19 protein-coding genes and 1 pseudogene are annotated in these 18,211 nt (G+C 34.1%); 6 read left to right on the forward strand and 14 right to left on the reverse strand.

Features of this window, described 5'->3' with window-relative positions; all coding sequences use genetic code 11:
- From GW534_RS07580 to fabL, 4 genes are all read right to left on the reverse strand, one after another.
- The coding region (locus tag GW534_RS07580; RefSeq protein WP_246204014.1) for an ABC transporter transmembrane domain-containing protein at window positions 1-348 on the reverse strand (348 nt) is incomplete at its 3' end.
- Between the two features lie 114 nt (window positions 349-462).
- Window positions 463-996, reverse strand: a complete 534-nt coding sequence (gene ntdP, locus GW534_RS07585) for a nucleoside tri-diphosphate phosphatase (protein ID WP_161920442.1) — start codon at window positions 994-996, stop codon at window positions 463-465.
- Between the two features lie 235 nt (window positions 997-1,231).
- Window positions 1,232-1,405, reverse strand: a complete 174-nt coding sequence (locus tag GW534_RS07590) for a gamma-type small acid-soluble spore protein (RefSeq protein ID WP_161920443.1) — start codon at window positions 1,403-1,405, stop codon at window positions 1,232-1,234.
- Window positions 1,406-1,584: 179 nt separating this feature from the next.
- Complete coding sequence (gene fabL / locus GW534_RS07595; RefSeq protein WP_161920444.1) at window positions 1,585-2,334, reverse strand: enoyl-[acyl-carrier-protein] reductase FabL; 750 nt, start codon at window positions 2,332-2,334, stop codon at window positions 1,585-1,587.
- Window positions 2,335-2,480: 146 nt separating this feature from the next.
- On the opposite strand from fabL, the pseudogene GW534_RS07600 reads away from it, so the two are divergent.
- Window positions 2,481-2,704: pseudogene (locus GW534_RS07600) on the forward strand (hypothetical protein).
- Window positions 2,705-3,340: 636 nt separating this feature from the next.
- Here GW534_RS07600 and mutY read toward each other — a convergent pair.
- Window positions 3,341-4,450 (reverse strand): A/G-specific adenine glycosylase, encoded by a 1,110-nt coding sequence (gene mutY, locus GW534_RS07605; protein ID WP_161920445.1) that lies wholly within the window; start codon window positions 4,448-4,450, stop codon window positions 3,341-3,343.
- Between the two features lie 238 nt (window positions 4,451-4,688).
- Between mutY and GW534_RS07610 the strand changes: the two genes are divergently transcribed.
- Window positions 4,689-5,669 (forward strand): metal-dependent hydrolase, encoded by a 981-nt coding sequence (locus tag GW534_RS07610; RefSeq protein ID WP_161920446.1) that lies wholly within the window; start codon window positions 4,689-4,691, stop codon window positions 5,667-5,669.
- Between the two features lie 103 nt (window positions 5,670-5,772).
- Window positions 5,773-5,931 carry a small, acid-soluble spore protein K gene (locus tag GW534_RS07615; protein WP_161920447.1) on the forward strand — a complete coding sequence of 53 codons (159 nt, stop codon included), beginning with the start codon at window positions 5,773-5,775 and terminating at the stop codon, window positions 5,929-5,931.
- Between the two features lie 117 nt (window positions 5,932-6,048).
- Here GW534_RS07615 and GW534_RS07620 read toward each other — a convergent pair whose 3' ends face one another.
- Both GW534_RS07620 and recX read right to left on the reverse strand, forming a co-directional pair.
- On the reverse strand, window positions 6,049-6,381 hold the full coding sequence (locus GW534_RS07620) for a YfhH family protein (RefSeq protein WP_161920448.1): 333 nt from the start codon (window positions 6,379-6,381) through the stop codon (window positions 6,049-6,051).
- An 18-nt stretch (window positions 6,382-6,399) separates the two neighbouring features.
- Complete coding sequence (gene recX, locus GW534_RS07625) at window positions 6,400-7,209, reverse strand: recombination regulator RecX (protein WP_161920469.1); 810 nt, start codon at window positions 7,207-7,209, stop codon at window positions 6,400-6,402.
- Window positions 7,210-7,365: 156 nt separating this feature from the next.
- Between recX and GW534_RS07630 the strand changes: the two genes are divergently transcribed.
- The 3 genes from GW534_RS07630 to GW534_RS07640 all read left to right on the forward strand — a co-directional run bounded on the left by GW534_RS07630 (window position 7,366) and on the right by GW534_RS07640 (window position 9,701).
- Window positions 7,366-7,479 carry a YfhE family protein gene (locus GW534_RS07630; protein WP_161920449.1) on the forward strand — a complete coding sequence of 38 codons (114 nt, stop codon included), beginning with the start codon at window positions 7,366-7,368 and terminating at the stop codon, window positions 7,477-7,479.
- Window positions 7,480-7,526: 47 nt separating this feature from the next.
- Entirely contained in the window at window positions 7,527-7,697 is a 171-nt protein-coding gene (locus tag GW534_RS07635; RefSeq protein ID WP_161920450.1) for a YfhD family protein, read from the forward strand.
- Between the two features lie 348 nt (window positions 7,698-8,045).
- Window positions 8,046-9,701 carry a methyl-accepting chemotaxis protein gene (locus GW534_RS07640; protein WP_161920451.1) on the forward strand — a complete coding sequence of 552 codons (1,656 nt, stop codon included), beginning with the start codon at window positions 8,046-8,048 and terminating at the stop codon, window positions 9,699-9,701.
- A 157-nt stretch (window positions 9,702-9,858) separates the two neighbouring features.
- Here the strand turns inward: GW534_RS07640 and phoU are convergent, their stop codons facing one another.
- The 7 genes from phoU to GW534_RS07675 all read right to left on the reverse strand — a co-directional run bounded on the left by phoU (window position 9,859) and on the right by GW534_RS07675 (window position 17,857).
- Entirely contained in the window at window positions 9,859-10,524 is a 666-nt protein-coding gene (gene phoU / locus GW534_RS07645) for a phosphate signaling complex protein PhoU (protein WP_161920452.1), read from the reverse strand.
- 164 nt (window positions 10,525-10,688) lie between these two features.
- Window positions 10,689-11,483, reverse strand: coding sequence for a phosphate ABC transporter ATP-binding protein PstB (gene pstB, locus GW534_RS07650; RefSeq protein WP_312854642.1), 795 nt, complete (start codon window positions 11,481-11,483; stop codon window positions 10,689-10,691).
- A 61-nt stretch (window positions 11,484-11,544) separates the two neighbouring features.
- A complete protein-coding gene (gene pstA, locus GW534_RS07655) occupies window positions 11,545-12,423 on the reverse strand; it encodes a phosphate ABC transporter permease PstA (RefSeq protein ID WP_161920454.1) in 879 nt (292 codons plus the stop codon).
- A 3-nt stretch (window positions 12,424-12,426) separates the two neighbouring features.
- A complete protein-coding gene (gene pstC / locus GW534_RS07660) occupies window positions 12,427-13,368 on the reverse strand; it encodes a phosphate ABC transporter permease subunit PstC (protein WP_161920455.1) in 942 nt (313 codons plus the stop codon).
- Window positions 13,369-13,460: 92 nt separating this feature from the next.
- Window positions 13,461-14,438 carry a PstS family phosphate ABC transporter substrate-binding protein gene (locus GW534_RS07665; RefSeq protein ID WP_161920456.1) on the reverse strand — a complete coding sequence of 326 codons (978 nt, stop codon included), beginning with the start codon at window positions 14,436-14,438 and terminating at the stop codon, window positions 13,461-13,463.
- A gap of 440 nt (window positions 14,439-14,878) precedes the next feature.
- Window positions 14,879-15,697, reverse strand: coding sequence for a serine/threonine protein kinase (locus GW534_RS07670; protein WP_161920457.1), 819 nt, complete (start codon window positions 15,695-15,697; stop codon window positions 14,879-14,881).
- Window positions 15,698-15,850: 153 nt separating this feature from the next.
- Window positions 15,851-17,857, reverse strand: a complete 2,007-nt coding sequence (locus GW534_RS07675; RefSeq protein ID WP_202630865.1) for a bifunctional metallophosphatase/5'-nucleotidase — start codon at window positions 17,855-17,857, stop codon at window positions 15,851-15,853.
- Window positions 17,858-18,211: the final 354 nt, after the last annotated feature.

Below are 18,211 nucleotides of genomic sequence, written 5' to 3' on the forward strand. Positions count from 1 at the left end.
ATTCGAGTAAAATTTTAAACCTAACCGTTGTAAGTGGGCATATAGCTTTTCACGTATATCAAACAAAATTTTACTTGCTGTCCATTGGGCAAAATATTGTCTGTAGTATTCAATAGGAGGACGTATAATAACAAAAATAAAGGCGGTGACACCTAACGCAATACCTAAATGGACAGGTTTCTCTTCCGACGTTAAAGCATCGTTAATGATCACTTCATCGATTAAATATTTTATTAATAGTGGTATTAAAAGTGGAATCGCAAATTTAATAATTCCAATAATAAGTGTTGCAATTATTTGTAATCGGTACGGTTTAACAAACTGCATGTACCGTTTAATACTTCCCATGTATTTCCTCTCCCTTGATGTCGTATTTCAAAAATGAATTTAACGTATTTTTATTATTCTTTTTTAGACATAAAAAATTACTGACCAAGTTTTCTCTCGATCAGTGTTAAATCGTTAAAATCTCCGATACGTTAAATACATTTCATACCATCTATCGATAAAATCTGCAGCAAAAGGACCTTTTCTTTGGTGAATCATGTCTGTCAACTTTTCGATATTTGCTTTTAAAATTTTATCGATTACTTCTGGATACCCCATTAGTTTTCGATGCTCCTCATATTCATCCTCATCAAGTAATACATAGGTCATATCTGGAAATACTTTTATATCTAGATCATAGTCGATATATTTTAACGCTTCTTCATCATAAACAAAAGGTGAACTCAAATTACAATAATAGTGAATTCCATCTTCACGTAGCATTCCGATTATATTAAACCAGTATTGAGAATGAAAATAAACAATTGCTGGTTCCCTCGTAATCCAGGTTCGTCCATCTGATTCCGTCACCGTTGTCCTGTCATTTCCCCCAATGATTACTGTTTTTGTTCCTTTTAGTACCGTGGTTTCCTCCCAAATGCGATGAATTTGGCCATTATGTTTATAGCTATGTATTTGTATCGTTTCTCCCTCGGATGGAACTCCCATAATTAATCCCTACTTTCTATCTAATCTACAGAAAAACGCTCTTATATATTTTTGGTTATTTTTATATTATAACGTTTCCTAGCTAATTTTAAAACTTTCGGAAGTGGGTTTCGGTGATTTAGGACATTTGTAATATTTTTCCGCAAAGAAAAGACGCTTCAATTTCTGAAGCGTCTTTCATTGTGATGTATAAGGGGCAGGGTTTAAACCTGCACATTTTCCATTATATTATGGGTTATGAATTTTTCTTTTTACGAGCTTCTGATTGTTGGTTTTGTTGACGTACTTCTTGTGCATCTGTTTCACTTGCAAATTCAGTTCCAAATTGGCCACCAGATGCAGACGCAGCATTTTGTTTTCTTACTTCCGCAGCATTTGTTTGAGAAGCATTACTTTTTCTTTTAGCCATCTTTTTCACCTCCGCTAATCATTAATGTAACCAGTTGGAGGTGAAATATCCCTTTTTATTTTATAAAATCATGAATGTGAAAATTTTACATTGGTTTAATATTTTTAACTTCTAATCAATATTACTGTAGAACTTTTATGTGCTGAGCCTGTATTGTGATTGAATAGCGATTTGCGATTTTATACAAGTAATGACTGACCGCCATCTACAATAATAGTTTGCCCACGGATCATGGAAGCATCGTCGGATACAAGGAATAGTATTGTGTTTACGATATCGTCAATTTCCACCATTCTTCCTGCTGGTGTTTTTGCAATAGCTTCTGCAATCAATTCATCGCGGTTTGGAAAACTTTTTAATGCGTCAGTATCAACCGCTCCACCAGAAACGGCATTAACGACTATGTTTTTTGGTGCTAAATCTACCGCTAAATAGCGAGTTAAGGCTTCCACAGCGGCTTTTGACGTTCCAACTAATGTATAGTTTTCAATATAGCGGATGGAACCAAGGGAGCTTAAGCTAACAATTTTACCGCCACCTGTTTTTTCCATTAATTTTGCAGCTTCTTGTGCGCAAAATAGCAATGCTTTACTATTAATATCCATCGTCCAATTCCAATGTTTTTCTTCTAACTCCATTAATGGACGTTGAACTCCTGATGCTGCATTGTTAATGAACACATCTAATCGCCCAAACTCCTCATCAATCGTTTGAAACATTGCTTTCACCTTTTCAATATCACCTACATGAGCGCGAACAATAATCGCTTTTCTCCCAAGCTTTTCAATTTCTTGAGCTGTTTCTTCAGCAGCTGATTTACTTCTCACATAGTTCACAACAATATCATATCCAGCTTCAGCTAGACGAAGTGCTGTTCTTTTACCAATACCACGACTTGATCCAGTTACTAATGCTACTTTGTTCGACATAAAATCATTCCTTTTTCATTTATTTTGTATGAATACCTTTTTTTCGATAAACCTAATAGAGCAAAACTTAACCAGAGTTTGCATCTGATTTTAATGTTTGCGCAAGTTTCATTTTAAAAATTTGTAATGCAAACGAGGTGTTAATTATGTATGTAGGCCGTGACATGACTGAATTATTCATGATGTCACTAACGGTATGGCAAGATCATGAGTTAAAATATTTCCAACATTCCTTCCAACAAATTATCCTTATTTAAATCAAGAAGGTCAATCTATTTATAAAGAAATTATGGAAGAAATCCAACGGAGGGGTGGATTTAAAAACTTAGAAAGTGATTATACTTATGGGACTGATGCAAGTTTAGAATAAGATTAATCATAATGTTAAATTATTGGCGATGAGGGACATTTCATCGTCAATTTCTCTTAATTTTGTCCTTCATAACAACGATGAAAGACATTACGACAGCTTTTCCTCTCACTTTTGTCCTTCATAACAACGATGAAGGACACTATGACAGCTTTTCTTCTTAGTTTTGTCCTTCATAACAACGATGAGAGACATTACGACAGCTTTTCCTCTCACTTTTGTCCTTCATAACAACGATGAAGGACACTATGACAGCTTTTCCTCTCACTTTTGTCCTTCATAACAACGATGAAGGACATTACGACAGCTTTTCCTCTCACTTTTGTCCTTCATAACAACGATGAAAGACATTACGACAGCTTTTCCTCTCACTTTTGTCCTTCATAACAACGATGAAGGACATTACGACAGCTTTTCCTCTCACTTTTGTCCTTCATAACAACGATGAAGGACATTACGACAGCTTTGCCTCTCACTTTTGTCCTTCATAACAACGATGAAGGACATTACGACAGCTTTGCCTCTCACTTTTGTCCTTCATAACAACGATGAAGGACACTATGACAGCTTTTCTTCTTAGTTTTGTCCTTCATAAATTGTGACGAAAAAATCCCCTTCTGTTTTCTGGCCTAACCGCTAGCTCCCAATCCCCCGTTTCTCCTTAAACTCCTTCCACACTTTCTGATAAGGTACAGGGAACGGGTAATCTTCAACTTCTTCAATGGGAACAGCTTTTAAATTGTCACTTCCAACAAACTCCCCCCGGAACTCTCCACGAAAGGCATGAATTTTCCATGTTAAATGGGAAAATATATGATCAACTACACCAAGGGGCTCAACGACATCAACCTCAACACCTAATTCCTCAACTAACTGCTTTTCATAATCTTCAACCATATTTTTCCAACTACTCAACACTTCACTATTCGGAAATTCCCATAAGCTTGCAAGTAATCCTTCAGATGAACGCTGACGAACAATAATTTTTCCATCCTCATCTTCTAATACCACCGCAATGTATTGCAACGTTTTCCCCTTTTTCGCTTTTTTCTTAACAGGCAAATCATTTTGTGTTCCTTCATGATAAGCTGTACAAAACTCCAGAACAGGGCATAATAAACATGATGGATTTTTCGGTGTACACACTAAAGCCCCTAATTCCATTAACCCTTGATTAAAACTAGAAGGATCTTCATGGGAAATGACTTCTTCGACTAATGCTTCAAATAACTTTCTTGTCTTTACTTTTGCAATATCATCATCAATATTAAAAATCCGAGACATGACCCGCATAACATTTCCGTCAACCGCTGGGATTGGCTTTCCGTAAGCGATACTTAATACGGCACCAGTCGTATAAGGACCAACGCCTTTTAAGCTGCCAAACTCTTCTTTTGTATCAGGAACAATTCCACCATATTTTTCATGTACTTCCTTCACTGCCGTTTGTAAATTGCGTACGCGGGAATAATAACCTAATCCTTCCCATACTTTCAATAAATCTTGCTCGTCCGCATTGGCTAAATCTGCTATCGTTGGATACTTTTCCATAAAACGATTAAAATATGGAATTACCGTATCAACTCTCGTTTGCTGTAACATTATTTCAGAAACCCATACTTTATATGGATCTTTACTTTCTCGCCATGGTAAGTCACGTTGTTCTTCTTTAAACCAGTCAATTAATGCTTTTTGAAATTCATTTATTTTAAAACTTTTTGTTAATTTTTCTATTCTAGCATTCACAAATAAGTCCTCCAGTGTTAAACTGACATTAATATTAATTTAGATTATTCCATCGATTCACAAACCTCGTTTTATCAACAAAGGAATGAATAGTTTATTTATTGTCCGAATCCATTGCTAATGAAAAATCGTATAATTTCCCTTCATTCAATAAAACCTATGGATAAATAGTACACAAATTTCTACATATGCGAAAAAAGCTTATTTCCAATCTACGAATTCAATGGAGGTCCGTACAGTGGATACAGGTACACATATAGTTATGGGAATAGCACTCGGTGGCTTTGCATTGGTGGATCCGGTCGTTTATAATGACCCTGCAACAGCTCAAAGTGTACTAATCGCGGCTATTGTCGGTTCACAAATTCCCGATATTGATACAGTGTTAAAATTACGAAATAACGCGGTTTACATCCGAAATCACCGAGGAATTACACATTCAGTTCCCGCCGTGATATTATGGTCAATATTAATCTCCATGACACTTTATTTCATTTTTCCAGAAGCAAATTTATTCCATCTTTGGCTTTGGTCTTTTATTGCAGTTGCATTGCATGTATTTGTCGACATATTTAATGCCTACGGAACCCAAGCTCTAAGACCTTTTTCATCAAAGTGGGTTGCGCTCGGCTGGATAAATACATTTGACCCAATTATATTTGGGATTCACATTATTGGAATTTTGTTTTGGATTTTTGGTGGTGACCCACGAATTATTTTTACGGTAGTTTATATGATTCTCATCGGCTACTACCTATACCGCTTCGCTCTTCGAAAGGCGGTCATTCAAAGTATAAAGCGGCTAGTGCCAGATGCAGAAAAAATTATTTTAAATCCTACCATTAAGTTTTTCCAATGGCGGGTTGCAGTAATCGCTGAGAATAAGTTTTACGTTGCCAGAGTATATAAAAGAAACATTGTATTATTAGATGAATTTAATCGTGTACCACTGCCGGACAATTCAATGATGGATATAGCGAAAAAAGATAAAAATATTCAAGCCTTTTTATCTTTCTCCCCGGTTTATCGTTGGGAAATTGAAGAAGAACCTTCCCATATTGAAGTACGATTCATCGATTTACGTTATCGCAGTAAAGATCATTACCCATTTTTCGCTATTATAAAAATGGACTATAATTTAAATGTACTTTCATCCTATACCGGATGGATTTATAATAAAGATAAATTACGGAAAAAGTTAGAATTAAATACAATTTAATTTCTAAAATTACCAAAAATAGTTTAGTAAAAACTTATACCAATATGTCCATACTAAAAGTGCGCAACTCTTATGCGTACTTTATTTTTTAGGAGGAAATTTTATGGTACGAAATAAGGAAAGTGGATTTCCGAATCAAAAAGATATTAAATTAGAAGGCATGCCACCTGCTCAAGCTCGGTTTTCTTCTAAACGTGCTGATGGTACAATAAATACTCGTCCACAAGAGCGGATGCATGCATCAAATAAACAAGGAAAATAATCATAATTAACTTTTTCCACAAAAATTCCCATTTTCGAAACGTCGATTCCCTTTAATCATAAAACAAACGACTCCCAAGTTGACCGAAAAATAGGGTTATACTTGGGAGTAGCTTTTTTATTGGCTTGATTCGTCTTCTTCAATTTCCAACATTGATATTGGAATACCTTCTTCTTTTCCATCACCATTTAAACGATAACCCCAGGCAAATACACCTTTTTTATATAAAACACGGAAAAACGTACCTGGTTCATTTTTCAAACGATAAATTTCCCCATCTTTAATATCCTTTGGGTTCATTAAATAGGATTCAGCCATAATCGCTTTTCGTTCATGGACAGCAAACTCATTAACCATTCCCATCTGTTCGGCCTTTCTTGCCTTTTCCCGTAAATTAGCAATCTCTTGTTTTAATTCATATTCTGTCATTTCGCTATACATTTTCTCCATCTAATCCCTCACCCTTCTTTATTCTTCGATTCGTTCTTCAATAAACCGATCAATCGTATCTAATGAAAAACCTTTACGATATAAATATTGTTTAATTTTCAGTTTTTGTTTATCGATTGGTTCATTCCGGTATTTACGTAATGCCTTTTCCCCTTGCACAATGATTGCAGACTCATTTTGTGCTTCATCAATTTCTTCCATACTAATTGCAATCGCCTCTTGGATTGTCCGTTGCTCATATCCTTTTCTCATGAGGACTGTTTGCATATCTTTTCTTAATTGTATAGTAGATACATTTTTCTTTTTCCCAGCAACCTTTTTACATAACTTCATTGCCTTTTCGAGCTGGACTTCTTCTACAAATAGAGTCATATATTCTTCAATTAGGTGGTTAGAGATTCCCTTTTCTCTTAACCCGTTTTGAATTAACTTCGGTCCTTTATCCGTAGTGTTTATTTGTGTATTAATATAAGCTTTCGTGAATTCCTCATCATTAACATATTTTCTTTCCCGCAACCTGCGTAAAACTTCTAGAACCGTTTCTTCTGAAAAATCCCGTTCTGTTAAGTAAGTTTGCACTTCCTTTTCAGAACGCATCCGGTAAGACAAAAATTGCAATGCTAACCGATAAGCCTTTTGAATCGTTTCCCGATTCAATATTCGTTCAATATCTTCCGTACTTAACTCTTTTCCTTTACGAAGATCATGTTCAATTAATACTTCTTCACTAACACTAAATGCATACTCATCCGTTTCACCTGTAGAGAAAAAAATATTATATCGTTCCTTATCTTTTTTCTGAACGGAAATTTTACTTATTATTGGCAGCTCTCAACACCTCATTTCAAGCTTCTTTGCGAATGTGTTTTCTTACTATAATGTACCATAAAAAAGTGAATTGTTTGGTTAACAAATTGCTTTTTGTATTTTTTCCAATAAAAGGGACATGCTAACATTGATAAAATTTCCCAGTGAGGTGAAAACATGGCTAAAAAGGATAAAAACAAAGGTGAAAAAAAGACTTTACGAAAAGCCCAAGAAATTACATACAATCGCGAATTTAAACGGGCTGATCGCGCTGCTTTAAGTGATGATTAATCAGTTCCATAGTAACTAATTTTAATAAAGCAAAAAGGAGTAGAATAATGGGACGTAAGCGTGGTAGAAAATCAAAACTTCCTCAAGTTCCAAAAACGCAAAAATCCGATGGGCTTGATGTTGAATACTCTGAAGAATTAGCTGATGTACAAGATCGGGAATCTGTTGCAAGAAGTAACGCTGCAGACAAACAGGCAAAGAAGAAGAAAAAGAAATAATGGAACTAAGGACGCAATTGTAAAACCCAATAATTAGTGCTTTTGGGACTGCGCAATTTGCGTCCTTTTTTTACCCTTTACTAAATTTTAATAATATAACTTTCACTTTTTCCTCCACTTTGGTAACTATCTTTCCCTATCTTTTATCCTCCAACTTTTCACCTATAAATTACCAACCCTTTACATTCGCTTAACATTTGCTTGATATAATGAAAGCAAAAACATATCGAGGTTTTGCCTGTGAAAAAACGTCAAAATAATAAACGTAAATTTTCATCAAAAAAATCTACTCGCTCATCAAATTTTAAATTTACTAAGAGGGGCAATTCCCTTACTAGTAAATTTTCTATGATGTCCCGCATATTAATTTTAACAATTAGTACTTTATTAATTACGGTTGTTACAATTGTTGTTCTTTATAGTCAACAATCAAAGGAATCCGCTACTAAATTGATGGAACAAAGAATTGCAAGAGAAGTAGAATCGTTATATTTACTTTCACAAATTAATATGAAACTATATATCGGCGATGAAGAAAAATTTTTAAAGGAAACAGAAAATAGTATAAAAGCAATTAATAAAGAAATGGCTCAAGATGGTTGGTCAGTTGATCACTTCCTTATTACGGCCAGTGAAGCAAAGCCATTTGCTATTAGTAAAAATACAAAAATAAACTTTGACCAAACAACAATTGACAAAATAAACAAAATGGAACGTGGGATAATCCACGAAAAAGTTGATGGCGATGTATATACGATTGCTTTTCAAAGTATACAAGAATTAAGAGGTATTTATGCTATAGCAATCCCACAAAACCAATATTTACAAGACATTAATCAACTCTCTTTAAATATGTGGATGATTGCAATTATCGGCATGATTATCATATCGCTCATTATTGCCTTACTTGTTAGAAGTTTAACGAAACCACTGCAAATTTTAAGAGATGAAATGAGAAAGGTACGTAATGGTAGCCTTGATGTACATATTGATACGAAAACAACAACGCCAGAAATAACTTCATTGATTAAGAGTTTCAACGAAATGATGAAACAAATGAAAGATTTACTTTTAAATATTACTGAAACGACGGATAATTTAAATAAAACTGGTGAAAACTTAAGAATTACATCAAAAGATGTTATCGAAGAAACAAACGAATTAATCGAAAGTATTCAAACTGTAAAATTAGGTGCCCAGGAAACGGCAAGCAGTTCGGAAGCAAATATTAATAAGTTCCAAGAAATGACAAACTCATTACAATTAGTATTCCATGTTATGGACGAAGCTTCTATGCAGTCACAAACAATGAATGAATATGCAGATGCTGGAGAAAAACGAGTTTCTGAATTGCTGTATTCAGTTGAACGTTTAGAAAGAGAGTTTAAAGATGTTACAGAAACTGTACAAGGTGTAAAAGATCACGCTAAAAATATCAATTCAGTCATTACTGTAATCCAAGGCATTGCTGAGCAAACGAAATTACTATCTTTGAATGCAGCCATAGAGGCAGCTCGTGCCGGTGATGCCGGAAAAGGATTTGCCGTTGTTGCTCATGAAGTTAGAAAATTAGCTGAACAATCCTCACAATCAACAGTAGAAATTGCGCAATCAATTAAACAAATGGAAGAAATTTCAGTGAAGGCATCTGAGGAATTTGAAAAAATGTATACCCATTTCAAAGATAATTTGGAACAAGCCTCTTACACAAGAGAAACTTTTGACTTATTAATTAGCCAAATTGATTCTGTTTACAAAGTTATTTCAAATGTCAAAAGCGAACTTGTCAATGTAAACGAAACATTACCTGAGTTAGAATATTCAACACAAAATCTTGTATCCATTTCTCAGCAAACATTTGCTAGTGCGGAACAAATGATGCATGCTTCTGAAAAACAATTAGAAAAAGTAAAAAGTAATGATGAAGAAGGTAGTCGCTTAATTTTATTATCTGATTCATTAAAGAAAATTACGGATGAATATGAATTACCTTCAAAATCTTAACTAAGGCATCCAATAATATAGGCAGGTAGGATATTAAATATTTATTTCCCTACCTGCCTTTAATTTTCCAGAAATTCGCAAAAAAATAGCAGTTGACTAAGGTTCCGCCTTAATCTACTGCTATTTAAAATATATCAATTCAAATTACATGCCTAATTTACTCATTTAAATCATAATGTTTACCTTTTACTAGGTAGAACACGTTTTCCGCTATGTTTGTGATGTGGTCTGCAGTCCGTTCTAAGAAGCGACAGATAAACAATAACTGAGTAACATTGTTAATATTTTCTGGCTGATCTCGGTTAATTTGGAATAACATTTTTATAGTTTTACCATAAAGCTCGTCTACTTCATCATCCATTTTAGCCACTTCTTTAGCTAATTTTAAATCTACAGTTGTAAATGCATTCATTCCTTCTTCTAACATTTTCATACTAACTGTATACATTCTTTTAATATTATTAATCGGTTCGCTCATATCTAAGTTTGTATCTTTTAAACGAATTGTTGACTTAGCGATATTTACGGCAAAATCTGCAATTCGTTCTAAATCTGTTGATATTTTTAACGTTGTAATAATTTGACGTAAATCAGTCGCTACCGGTTGTTGTTTCGCAATCAACAGGATGGCAGAATCATGGATTTCTTCATAAAGAATATCAGCCTTCGTATCATTCTCCATAACTTTTAAAGCTTCTTCAACATTGCGAGTTTCTAGCGCATGAAATGCGGTTTCGAATGCATTTTTAGCGAAATTGTTCAGTTCAATTAATTGAGATTGTAATCGGGATAGTTCTTCATCAAATCTTTCACGAGTAACCATATTGACTTCTCTCCTTTATATTTCGGGAAATTCAACTGAATTGGTAACAATAAAATTACTCATTACCACCCTTTTTATTATTATTTTATCATAATGTTTTATATAGAAAAAAACAGAAAAGCAGATAGGTGGTTCATACTACTTTTCTGCAATTTCTTTTAATATTATCCGAAACGACCTGTAATATAATCTTCAGTCCGTTTATCACTTGGGGTGGAGAAAATACGATCCGTTTCATCATATTCAACCACTTCACCATTTAAGAAGAAAGCTGTTTTATCTGAAATACGAGCAGCTTGTTGCATATTATGTGTAACAATAATAATGCTATATTCTTTTTTCAACTCTTGTACAAGTTCTTCAATTTTTAAAGTTGAAATTGGGTCAAGTGCAGAAGTCGGTTCATCCATTAAAATTACATCCGGTTCAATTGCTAAACATCTTGCAATACATAAACGTTGTTGCTGACCGCCAGATAATCCGTACGCATTTTCTTTTAAACGGTCTTTTACTTCATCCCAAATGGCTGCCCCACGTAAACTCTTTTCAACGATTTGATCTAAGATTTTTTTATCTTTAATACCATGGATTCTTGGTCCATAGGCAATATTATCATAAATTGATTTCGGGAATGGATTTGGTTTTTGGAAAACCATACCTACTCTTGTACGTAGTTCTTCTACACGGTAATTTTTATCAAAAATATTACGGTCACGATATAAAATTTCACCAGACGTACGAACTACAGGAACAAGTTCTACCATACGGTTTAAAGTTTTAATATAAGTAGATTTACCACAACCAGACGGTCCAATAATTGCGGTTACTTCGTTTTCCATTATATCTAGATTAATATTTTTTAATGCATGGTTTTCCCCATACCATAAGTTTAAATCCTTTGTTTTGTAAACAATATCTCTATTTAAATCTGTTGTTTTCTCTCTCTGATTACTTTTAATTTCGACAGTTGTTGCCAATTTGAAAATCCTCCTTCATAGTCCAAGAACTGGAAATATCAACTTAAAACTTTTTCGAAAACTTGTTTCGGATTAAAACAGCAATCGAGTTTAATAAAATTAATAATGCTAATAAAACGATAATACCGGCAGCTGCAATATCTTGGAATTCAGCTTGTGGACGTCCAGTCCAGTTGTATATTTGCATCGGTAACGCCGTAAATGAATCAAAAATAGATGTTGGTGTTTGTATTAAGAATAGCGGAATACCTAATACAACAAGTGGTGCTGTTTCACCAATCGCACGTGAAATTGCTAAAATCGCCCCTGTTAAAATTGACGGAATTGCTGTAGGTAAAACAACTTTATATATTGTCGTCCATTTAGTTGCACCCATTCCGTAGGATGCTTCACGAATTTCCTTCGGTACTGCACGAATTGCTTCTTGGGCCGCTACTATAATAACTGGCAATACTAGCAAACTCATCGTTAAACCAGCTGCTAATACACTTTGACCTAGAGCAAAGGCACGAGCAAATAATGTAAGACCTAGTAATCCGTAAACTACAGATGGTACTCCAGCAAGGTTAGATATGTTTGTTTCAATAAAGGTTGTAAATTTATTTTTCTTCGCATATTCTTCCAAGTAGATTGCCGCTCCTACCCCAATAATAAAGGTTACTGGTATAACAACAGCCATCATCCACATTGTTCCAATTAATGCTGAATAAACCCCAGCTTGTTCTGGTTTTCTTGAAGGGGTACTTGTTAAAAATTGCCAGTCTAAATGTGGTAATCCCTGTTTTAACACCCTTGCGAATAGTACAGCTAATACAATTAAACAAAGTGTTGTTGCTGCTAAAAATATATATTTATATATTTTGTTACGCACGATTCGCGGTTTCATATTACTTGTTACTTTATTTTGATCAATAAGTCTCATAATCTAATATTCCTCCCTAACACGACGACGTATCCATTGTGCCAATAGGTTCATGATTAACGTGAAGAGGAACAACATAAAGCCAACTGCATAAATACTGTAATAGATTGTTGTGCCGTATCCTGCGTCCCCTTGAGCAATTTGAACGATGTAAGCTGTCATCGTTTGGACTGAGCCAGTCACGTCCCATCCTAAGTTTGGTGTTGAACCACCAGCAATCGATACAATCATCGTTTCACCAATCGCACGGGAGAATGCTAAAACAACGGATGCGACAATCCCTGAAACCGCAGCAGGTAATACAATTCTCCAAGTTACTTCCCATTTTGTAGCTCCCATCGCCAATGCACCTTCACGCATCGCTTTCGGAACAGCATTCATTGCATCATCTGATAGAGAAGTAATTGTTGGAGTAATCATGATACCGATTAAAATACCTGGACTTAGCGCATTAAATATTTCTAAATCTGGAATAAAGTTTTGTAATAGTGGAGTGACAAATGTTAAAGCAAAGAAACCATAAACAATAGTTGGAATTCCTGCTAACACTTCCAAAATTGGTTTGATTATTCTTCTAGTCCGATCAGATGCATATTCACTCAAGTAAATTGCAGCTGCTAAACCAATTGGTACCGCCACAACGATAGCAATAAACGTAATTCTTAACGTTCCAGAAATTAATGGTAAAATACCGAATTGACCTGGATCAGAGAATGGATACCATATTGTACCCGTAAAAAACTCTTTAAATGACACATCTCCAAAGAAATGAAATGTTTCACTTAATAAAGTAAATAGTATTCCAAGGGTAGTTAGAATAGATATAATTGCCGTTAGCAGTAGAATCCATGGCATTACTTTTTCGCCAATACTTTTCTGTTGTTTCTGTTTCTTTGCAATCATCTCTTTAACAGAAAATGTTGCTGAGTTTTGTTGCGAGGACATGTTGAAAACCCCTTTCATCCATGACAAGATGAGAAGCTGTTCACTTACTAATAGCTTCTCACCCTGATTAATAATCATTTAGTGTAATTAAATTATTTTAAACCTTCTAATGTTTTTAATGCTTCTTCATATCTTTCTGAAGGTAAACTTACGTAACCAACGTCAGTTGCAAGTTCACCAGCATTTTCTAATGTGAATTCAACAAAGTTATAAACTGATTCATCTTTAACTGCTTCGTTATTTACGTAGATGAATAGTGGACGAGAAAGTGGTGCATAGTCACCAGATTCGATTGTTTCATTTGTTGGCTCTACAGCTTCATTTGTTTCTGGGTTAACAATAGGTACAACTTTTAATGTATCAGTGTTTTCTGCATAGTAAGCATAACCGAAGTAACCAATTGCATTTTTATTTTCAGCTACACCAGTTACAAGTACGTTGTCATCTTCAGATAATGTTGCAGATTGAACGATTGGCTCATCTTCTAAAACAACTTCATTGAAGTAGTCGAATGTACCAGAGTCTGCACCTGGAGAATAAAATGCAATTTCCTCATCTGGCCAAGATGGGTCAATGTCAGACCATTTTTTTGTAGATCCGTCTTCAATCCAAATTTGTTTTAATTGGTCAATTGTTAATTGGTCAACCCAATCATTCTCTTTATTAACAACTACAGATAAACCATCGTAGGCAATTTCGAATTCTGTGAATTCAATGCCGTTATCACTAGCAGCTTGTGCTTCTTCATCTTTGATTGGACGAGATGCGTTTGAAATATCAATTTCACCTTTAGTGAACTTTTCAAAACCACCACCAGATCCAGATACACCTACAGAAACATCTACTTCAGGTGCTACACCTGCATATTCTTCAGCAACAGCTTCCATGATTGGATAAACTGTAGAAGAACCGTCTAGAAGTACTTGTTGTTTTGAACCTGTTTCTTCATTATTTGAACCTGAAGATCCGTTTGATCCGTTTGAGCTATCATCAGATCCACCACCGCAAGCAGCTAAAGCTAATGTTCCAGTAAGTGCTATAGCTAATGTTAATTTCTTGAAATTTACCATCTGTGTTATTCCCCCTAAGATTTTTGCTTAATTAACTTACAATACATACAATAAAGCATTAAAATTAACCCTGTATGAATCGTTTGTAAAGGTTTGTAAAGGTTTTGTAAATCAATATTTTCAAAGATTTTTCCTAGGAATAATGCATGAATCTTTAGTGTAACCATTAGGGGCATAAGGTGGATTGTTAGGAATGATGATTAAGGAGGATTCATTACTTTTGTATTATTAATACTTATTAATCTAACATTCTATCTCTACCTTTCACTTTGATGTAAAAAAATCAACTGTATGTAAATTTCGTAATTTGAAATGCTTTTACAAGAAAGTTTAAACTGTCGTAAAAGGGAATTTCTCTATTTGGAAATAAGGAATAGACGGTTTTGTGGATTATTAATATTTAGAAGGGGTTTGTAATTCTTTAGTAGCAGTTTCTTTTCTTATTTTCTCAATTGCTTAATCGCTTCATTAAAATCTTTAACGATTTCCTCAACATTTGTATGCTTATTATCAATCCCAAGTAATCGACGTAGTAAGTAGGTTGTCCCGGATTGTAGAAAAAGCTCTTCTGTCCAAGGGAGAGTTTTTTTCGTTTTCCCTTCATAAGTTGTATACAATAAAAATAGTAGTAAATCACCAAGATCAAAGTAATCATCTTGCTTTAACATCTCAACATCTACTTTTTCTATTCTTTCCTTTGGGGCAATTTTTGGTATGATTTTTTCATTAAAACAGTGGGCAAGGCCGAGGTCAATTAATACCGGTTGATTATTTTCAATCATAATATTTGGGATTCGAAGATCACCATGGTAAATGTCATTTGAATGTAAATACCCTATTGTATCAACGAGAGGTCGTACAAATTGTAATGCCTCTTTTTCAGTAAACTTTTGCTTTTTCTCAAAAATTGTAATTGCCATATTTTCTCCATTTATATATTCCATGGCGTAAAATAATTGGTCCTTTTCTTCAAAAAATTCAATGAGTGTTGGTATTGAGGGATGATTTAAATATTGCAAAATATTAATTTCATGTTGGAAAAACAAGCGTTCTTTTTCTTTTCTCCTTAAACTTGGACGTAATTGTTTAACCGCAACGATATTTCCATCACCTTCATCTAAACAACGGTAAACTAATCCAAAACTACCTGCCCCTAACACCTTTTCAATTCTATAACGATGATTCAGTACTTCTCCCTGTTTATATGGTTTGTCAAAAATATATTGCTTAATTTTTCGTAATGGACGAAATGTAGACATAGGCACCTCATAAAGAATAATTTATTTTCATAATATAGCAACCACATTATACACAGTCAAACAATTTTACAATAGTCTTTCTAACAACAGTACTTTCTTCTCAAATTAAAAAAGGTCGTAGAATACATCCTACGACCACTTACAACGACTTATTTATGCAGATTTTCTTCTATTAAAGAAATAGATTCCACCTGCAACTACAATTAAAATGATTCCCGCAAATAACACATTAAACATTGCTGTTGCAGTATTTGGTAGTTTTTTACCTGTTTCTGTTTCTTTTTCTTTATCCTTTTCTACTTCTTGTGATTGTTCGTTTTTATCAGATTTACCTTGGTTCTCGTTATCATCACCAGACTGTTCTTCATTGTTTGGTTCATCGTTTCCATGACCTGGTTGTTTATTTTCTTCATCATTAGGTTCGTTATTTTCGTTTCCTTGATCTTTCTCAGATTCATCAAGTTTAGAAACATCCACAATACGACCTTCAATTTCCGTTGGGATTCCCTCGCTACCTAGTCTTACAAGATGGTTACGGAAATTTTCCCAGTCTGATTGACCAAGATCAGTGACACGGTTCTCTTCAAAAGCTTTCTTAAACATCTCATAACCGTCTCCACCCTGTGCTGTGAAGTAGTTTGTTGCTACTGTATATGTTTCGCCTTCTTTAATTTCTACGTAATTTCCATTTTCATCTAAGTAATAAATTGCTACTACACGTTCACCTGCTGGTTTAGTTGAATCGAATTCAACTTTCCCTCCAGCAATATGTAAAAATCCACCAAATTCCCCTGGGTAAGCATTAAAACTATGTTCAAAGGCTGCCTTTAATTCTGCACCTGTTACATCCATTACTGATAAAGTATTACCAAATGGTAAAACTGTAATTACCTCACCGACAGTAATTGGACCAGCATCGATTGGTGCACGAATACCGCCACCGTTTTGTAAAGCCATAATGACATCTTTATTATTTTCCTTACCATATTCTTTTGCTGCGTGTAACATACCGTCAGTAATTAAATTACCTAGAATAGTTTCACTATTGCGGACACTAATACCTTCTGTGTTACCTTCATCACCAGTACGAGGATTCTCAAGTGATTTCTTCAATTCTACATCGATTTTCTCATTTGTTACTTCCTCTACTTTTTCTTTATAAGCTGCTAATAATTCAGCTGCATCAGGATCTTCTTCATAGCTATTGATTTCAAGTAATTGTCCATTTGCTTCAATTACTTTTCCATATTCATCAAATACTACATCTAATAACCCTAATTTATTATTGTATTGTCCAGCTTGTACTATTACAGTCGGCTCTTCTTTTCCTTCATCATCTATAATCACAGGCTCTGGTAATTCAGTATGGCTGTGACCTCCAACGATGACATCAATACCATCCACATTTGTTGCCAGTAATAAATCGTTATCAACATTTGCATTGTCATTATAACCAATATGAGTAATAGCAATAATTTTATCGATACCCATATTTTCAAATTCTGCTACCATTTTCTTTGCTTCTTCAATATAATTTGTAAAAGTAATTAAATCAGGACTAGATATACTTGCTGTTTCTTCTGTTGTTAAACCAAAGATTCCTACTTTTTCACCGTTTACTTCTTTAATAATTCCATTATAAATTTGTCCATTTTCAGGGCTTGCTGAAATTGATTTATTAAAGATTCCTGTAAATTTGTCATCTTTAGAGAAATCTACGTTTGCACTAACAAATGGAAATTTCGCTCCCTTAATAAAATCAACTAATGCTTGATGTCCTTCTGGGCTTGAACCTAAATCAAATTCATGGTTCCCAAATGTCATCGCATCATATTCCATTAAATTCATAAACTCAAGATCTGCTTGCCCTTGCTCTGTGTGAAAATATAAAGTTCCTGTAAACACATCTCCAGCATGCAAAAGTAAAGCATCAGGGTTTTGTTCTCTTATTTGTTTAACCGCTGTTACGGTCTTAGCAATATTATCCAAATGAGCATGTGTATCATTATTGTGCATGATTGTTAATTCAAAAGTAGCTTCCTTATTTTCTGTTTCAGCTGAGGCAGTTGAAATCTTTGTGAAAGGAAGTGTGTAACTTGCAAGTAAAGTAGCTGCAGTTACCGTTGCAAAAAATGCATTCTTTAACTTTTTGAATCGCATGTCTTTTCCTCCCAAAATTTTTTGACCAAAACCTATTAAACTCACTAAAAGACGGAAAAACTATAAGTATTTGTACTTAATAACGCATCTATCCCTCCTAGTAATTTCCTAAATTATTGACATACAAATTTTATATACCATATTTATTGATGTATTAGTCTAGATGCTAGTAAAATTTTACCATATTATTACAAACACTCAAAAAATATAACATAAATTTTACATAATTCCTCAAAAACACAAAAAAGATTACCAAATTCGACATTGCACAGCTTTATCGTAAATATTTTTAAAACATTAAAGTAATTGGTTTAAAAATTAAGTAAAAAACAGTAATCTATATAATAAAAAGAG

The sequence above is a fragment of the Pallidibacillus pasinlerensis genome (genome assembly GCF_009996845.1).
GTDB lineage: Bacteria > Bacillota > Bacilli > Bacillales > Caldibacillaceae > Pallidibacillus > Pallidibacillus pasinlerensis.

Coding starts and splice junctions, on each gene's coding strand:
- ntdP (WP_161920442.1), bottom strand. CDS start 996: ATGGGAGTTCCATCCGAGGGAGAAACGATACAAATACATAGCTATAAA.
- GW534_RS07590 (WP_161920443.1), bottom strand. CDS start 1,405: ATGGCTAAAAGAAAAAGTAATGCTTCTCAAACAAATGCTGCGGAAGTA.
- fabL (WP_161920444.1), bottom strand. CDS start 2,334: ATGTCGAACAAAGTAGCATTAGTAACTGGATCAAGTCGTGGTATTGGT.
- GW534_RS07615 (WP_161920447.1), top strand. CDS start 5,773: ATGGTACGAAATAAGGAAAGTGGATTTCCGAATCAAAAAGATATTAAA.
- GW534_RS07620 (WP_161920448.1), bottom strand. CDS start 6,381: ATGGAGAAAATGTATAGCGAAATGACAGAATATGAATTAAAACAAGAG.
- GW534_RS07630 (WP_161920449.1), top strand. CDS start 7,366: ATGGCTAAAAAGGATAAAAACAAAGGTGAAAAAAAGACTTTACGAAAA.
- GW534_RS07635 (WP_161920450.1), top strand. CDS start 7,527: ATGGGACGTAAGCGTGGTAGAAAATCAAAACTTCCTCAAGTTCCAAAA.
- GW534_RS07640 (WP_161920451.1), top strand. CDS start 8,046: ATGATGTCCCGCATATTAATTTTAACAATTAGTACTTTATTAATTACG.
- phoU (WP_161920452.1), bottom strand. CDS start 10,524: ATGGTTACTCGTGAAAGATTTGATGAAGAACTATCCCGATTACAATCT.
- pstA (WP_161920454.1), bottom strand. CDS start 12,423: ATGAGACTTATTGATCAAAATAAAGTAACAAGTAATATGAAACCGCGA.
- pstC (WP_161920455.1), bottom strand. CDS start 13,368: ATGTCCTCGCAACAAAACTCAGCAACATTTTCTGTTAAAGAGATGATT.
- GW534_RS07665 (WP_161920456.1), bottom strand. CDS start 14,438: ATGGTAAATTTCAAGAAATTAACATTAGCTATAGCACTTACTGGAACA.
- GW534_RS07670 (WP_161920457.1), bottom strand. CDS start 15,697: ATGTCTACATTTCGTCCATTACGAAAAATTAAGCAATATATTTTTGAC.
- GW534_RS07675 (WP_202630865.1), bottom strand. CDS start 17,857: ATGCGATTCAAAAAGTTAAAGAATGCATTTTTTGCAACGGTAACTGCA.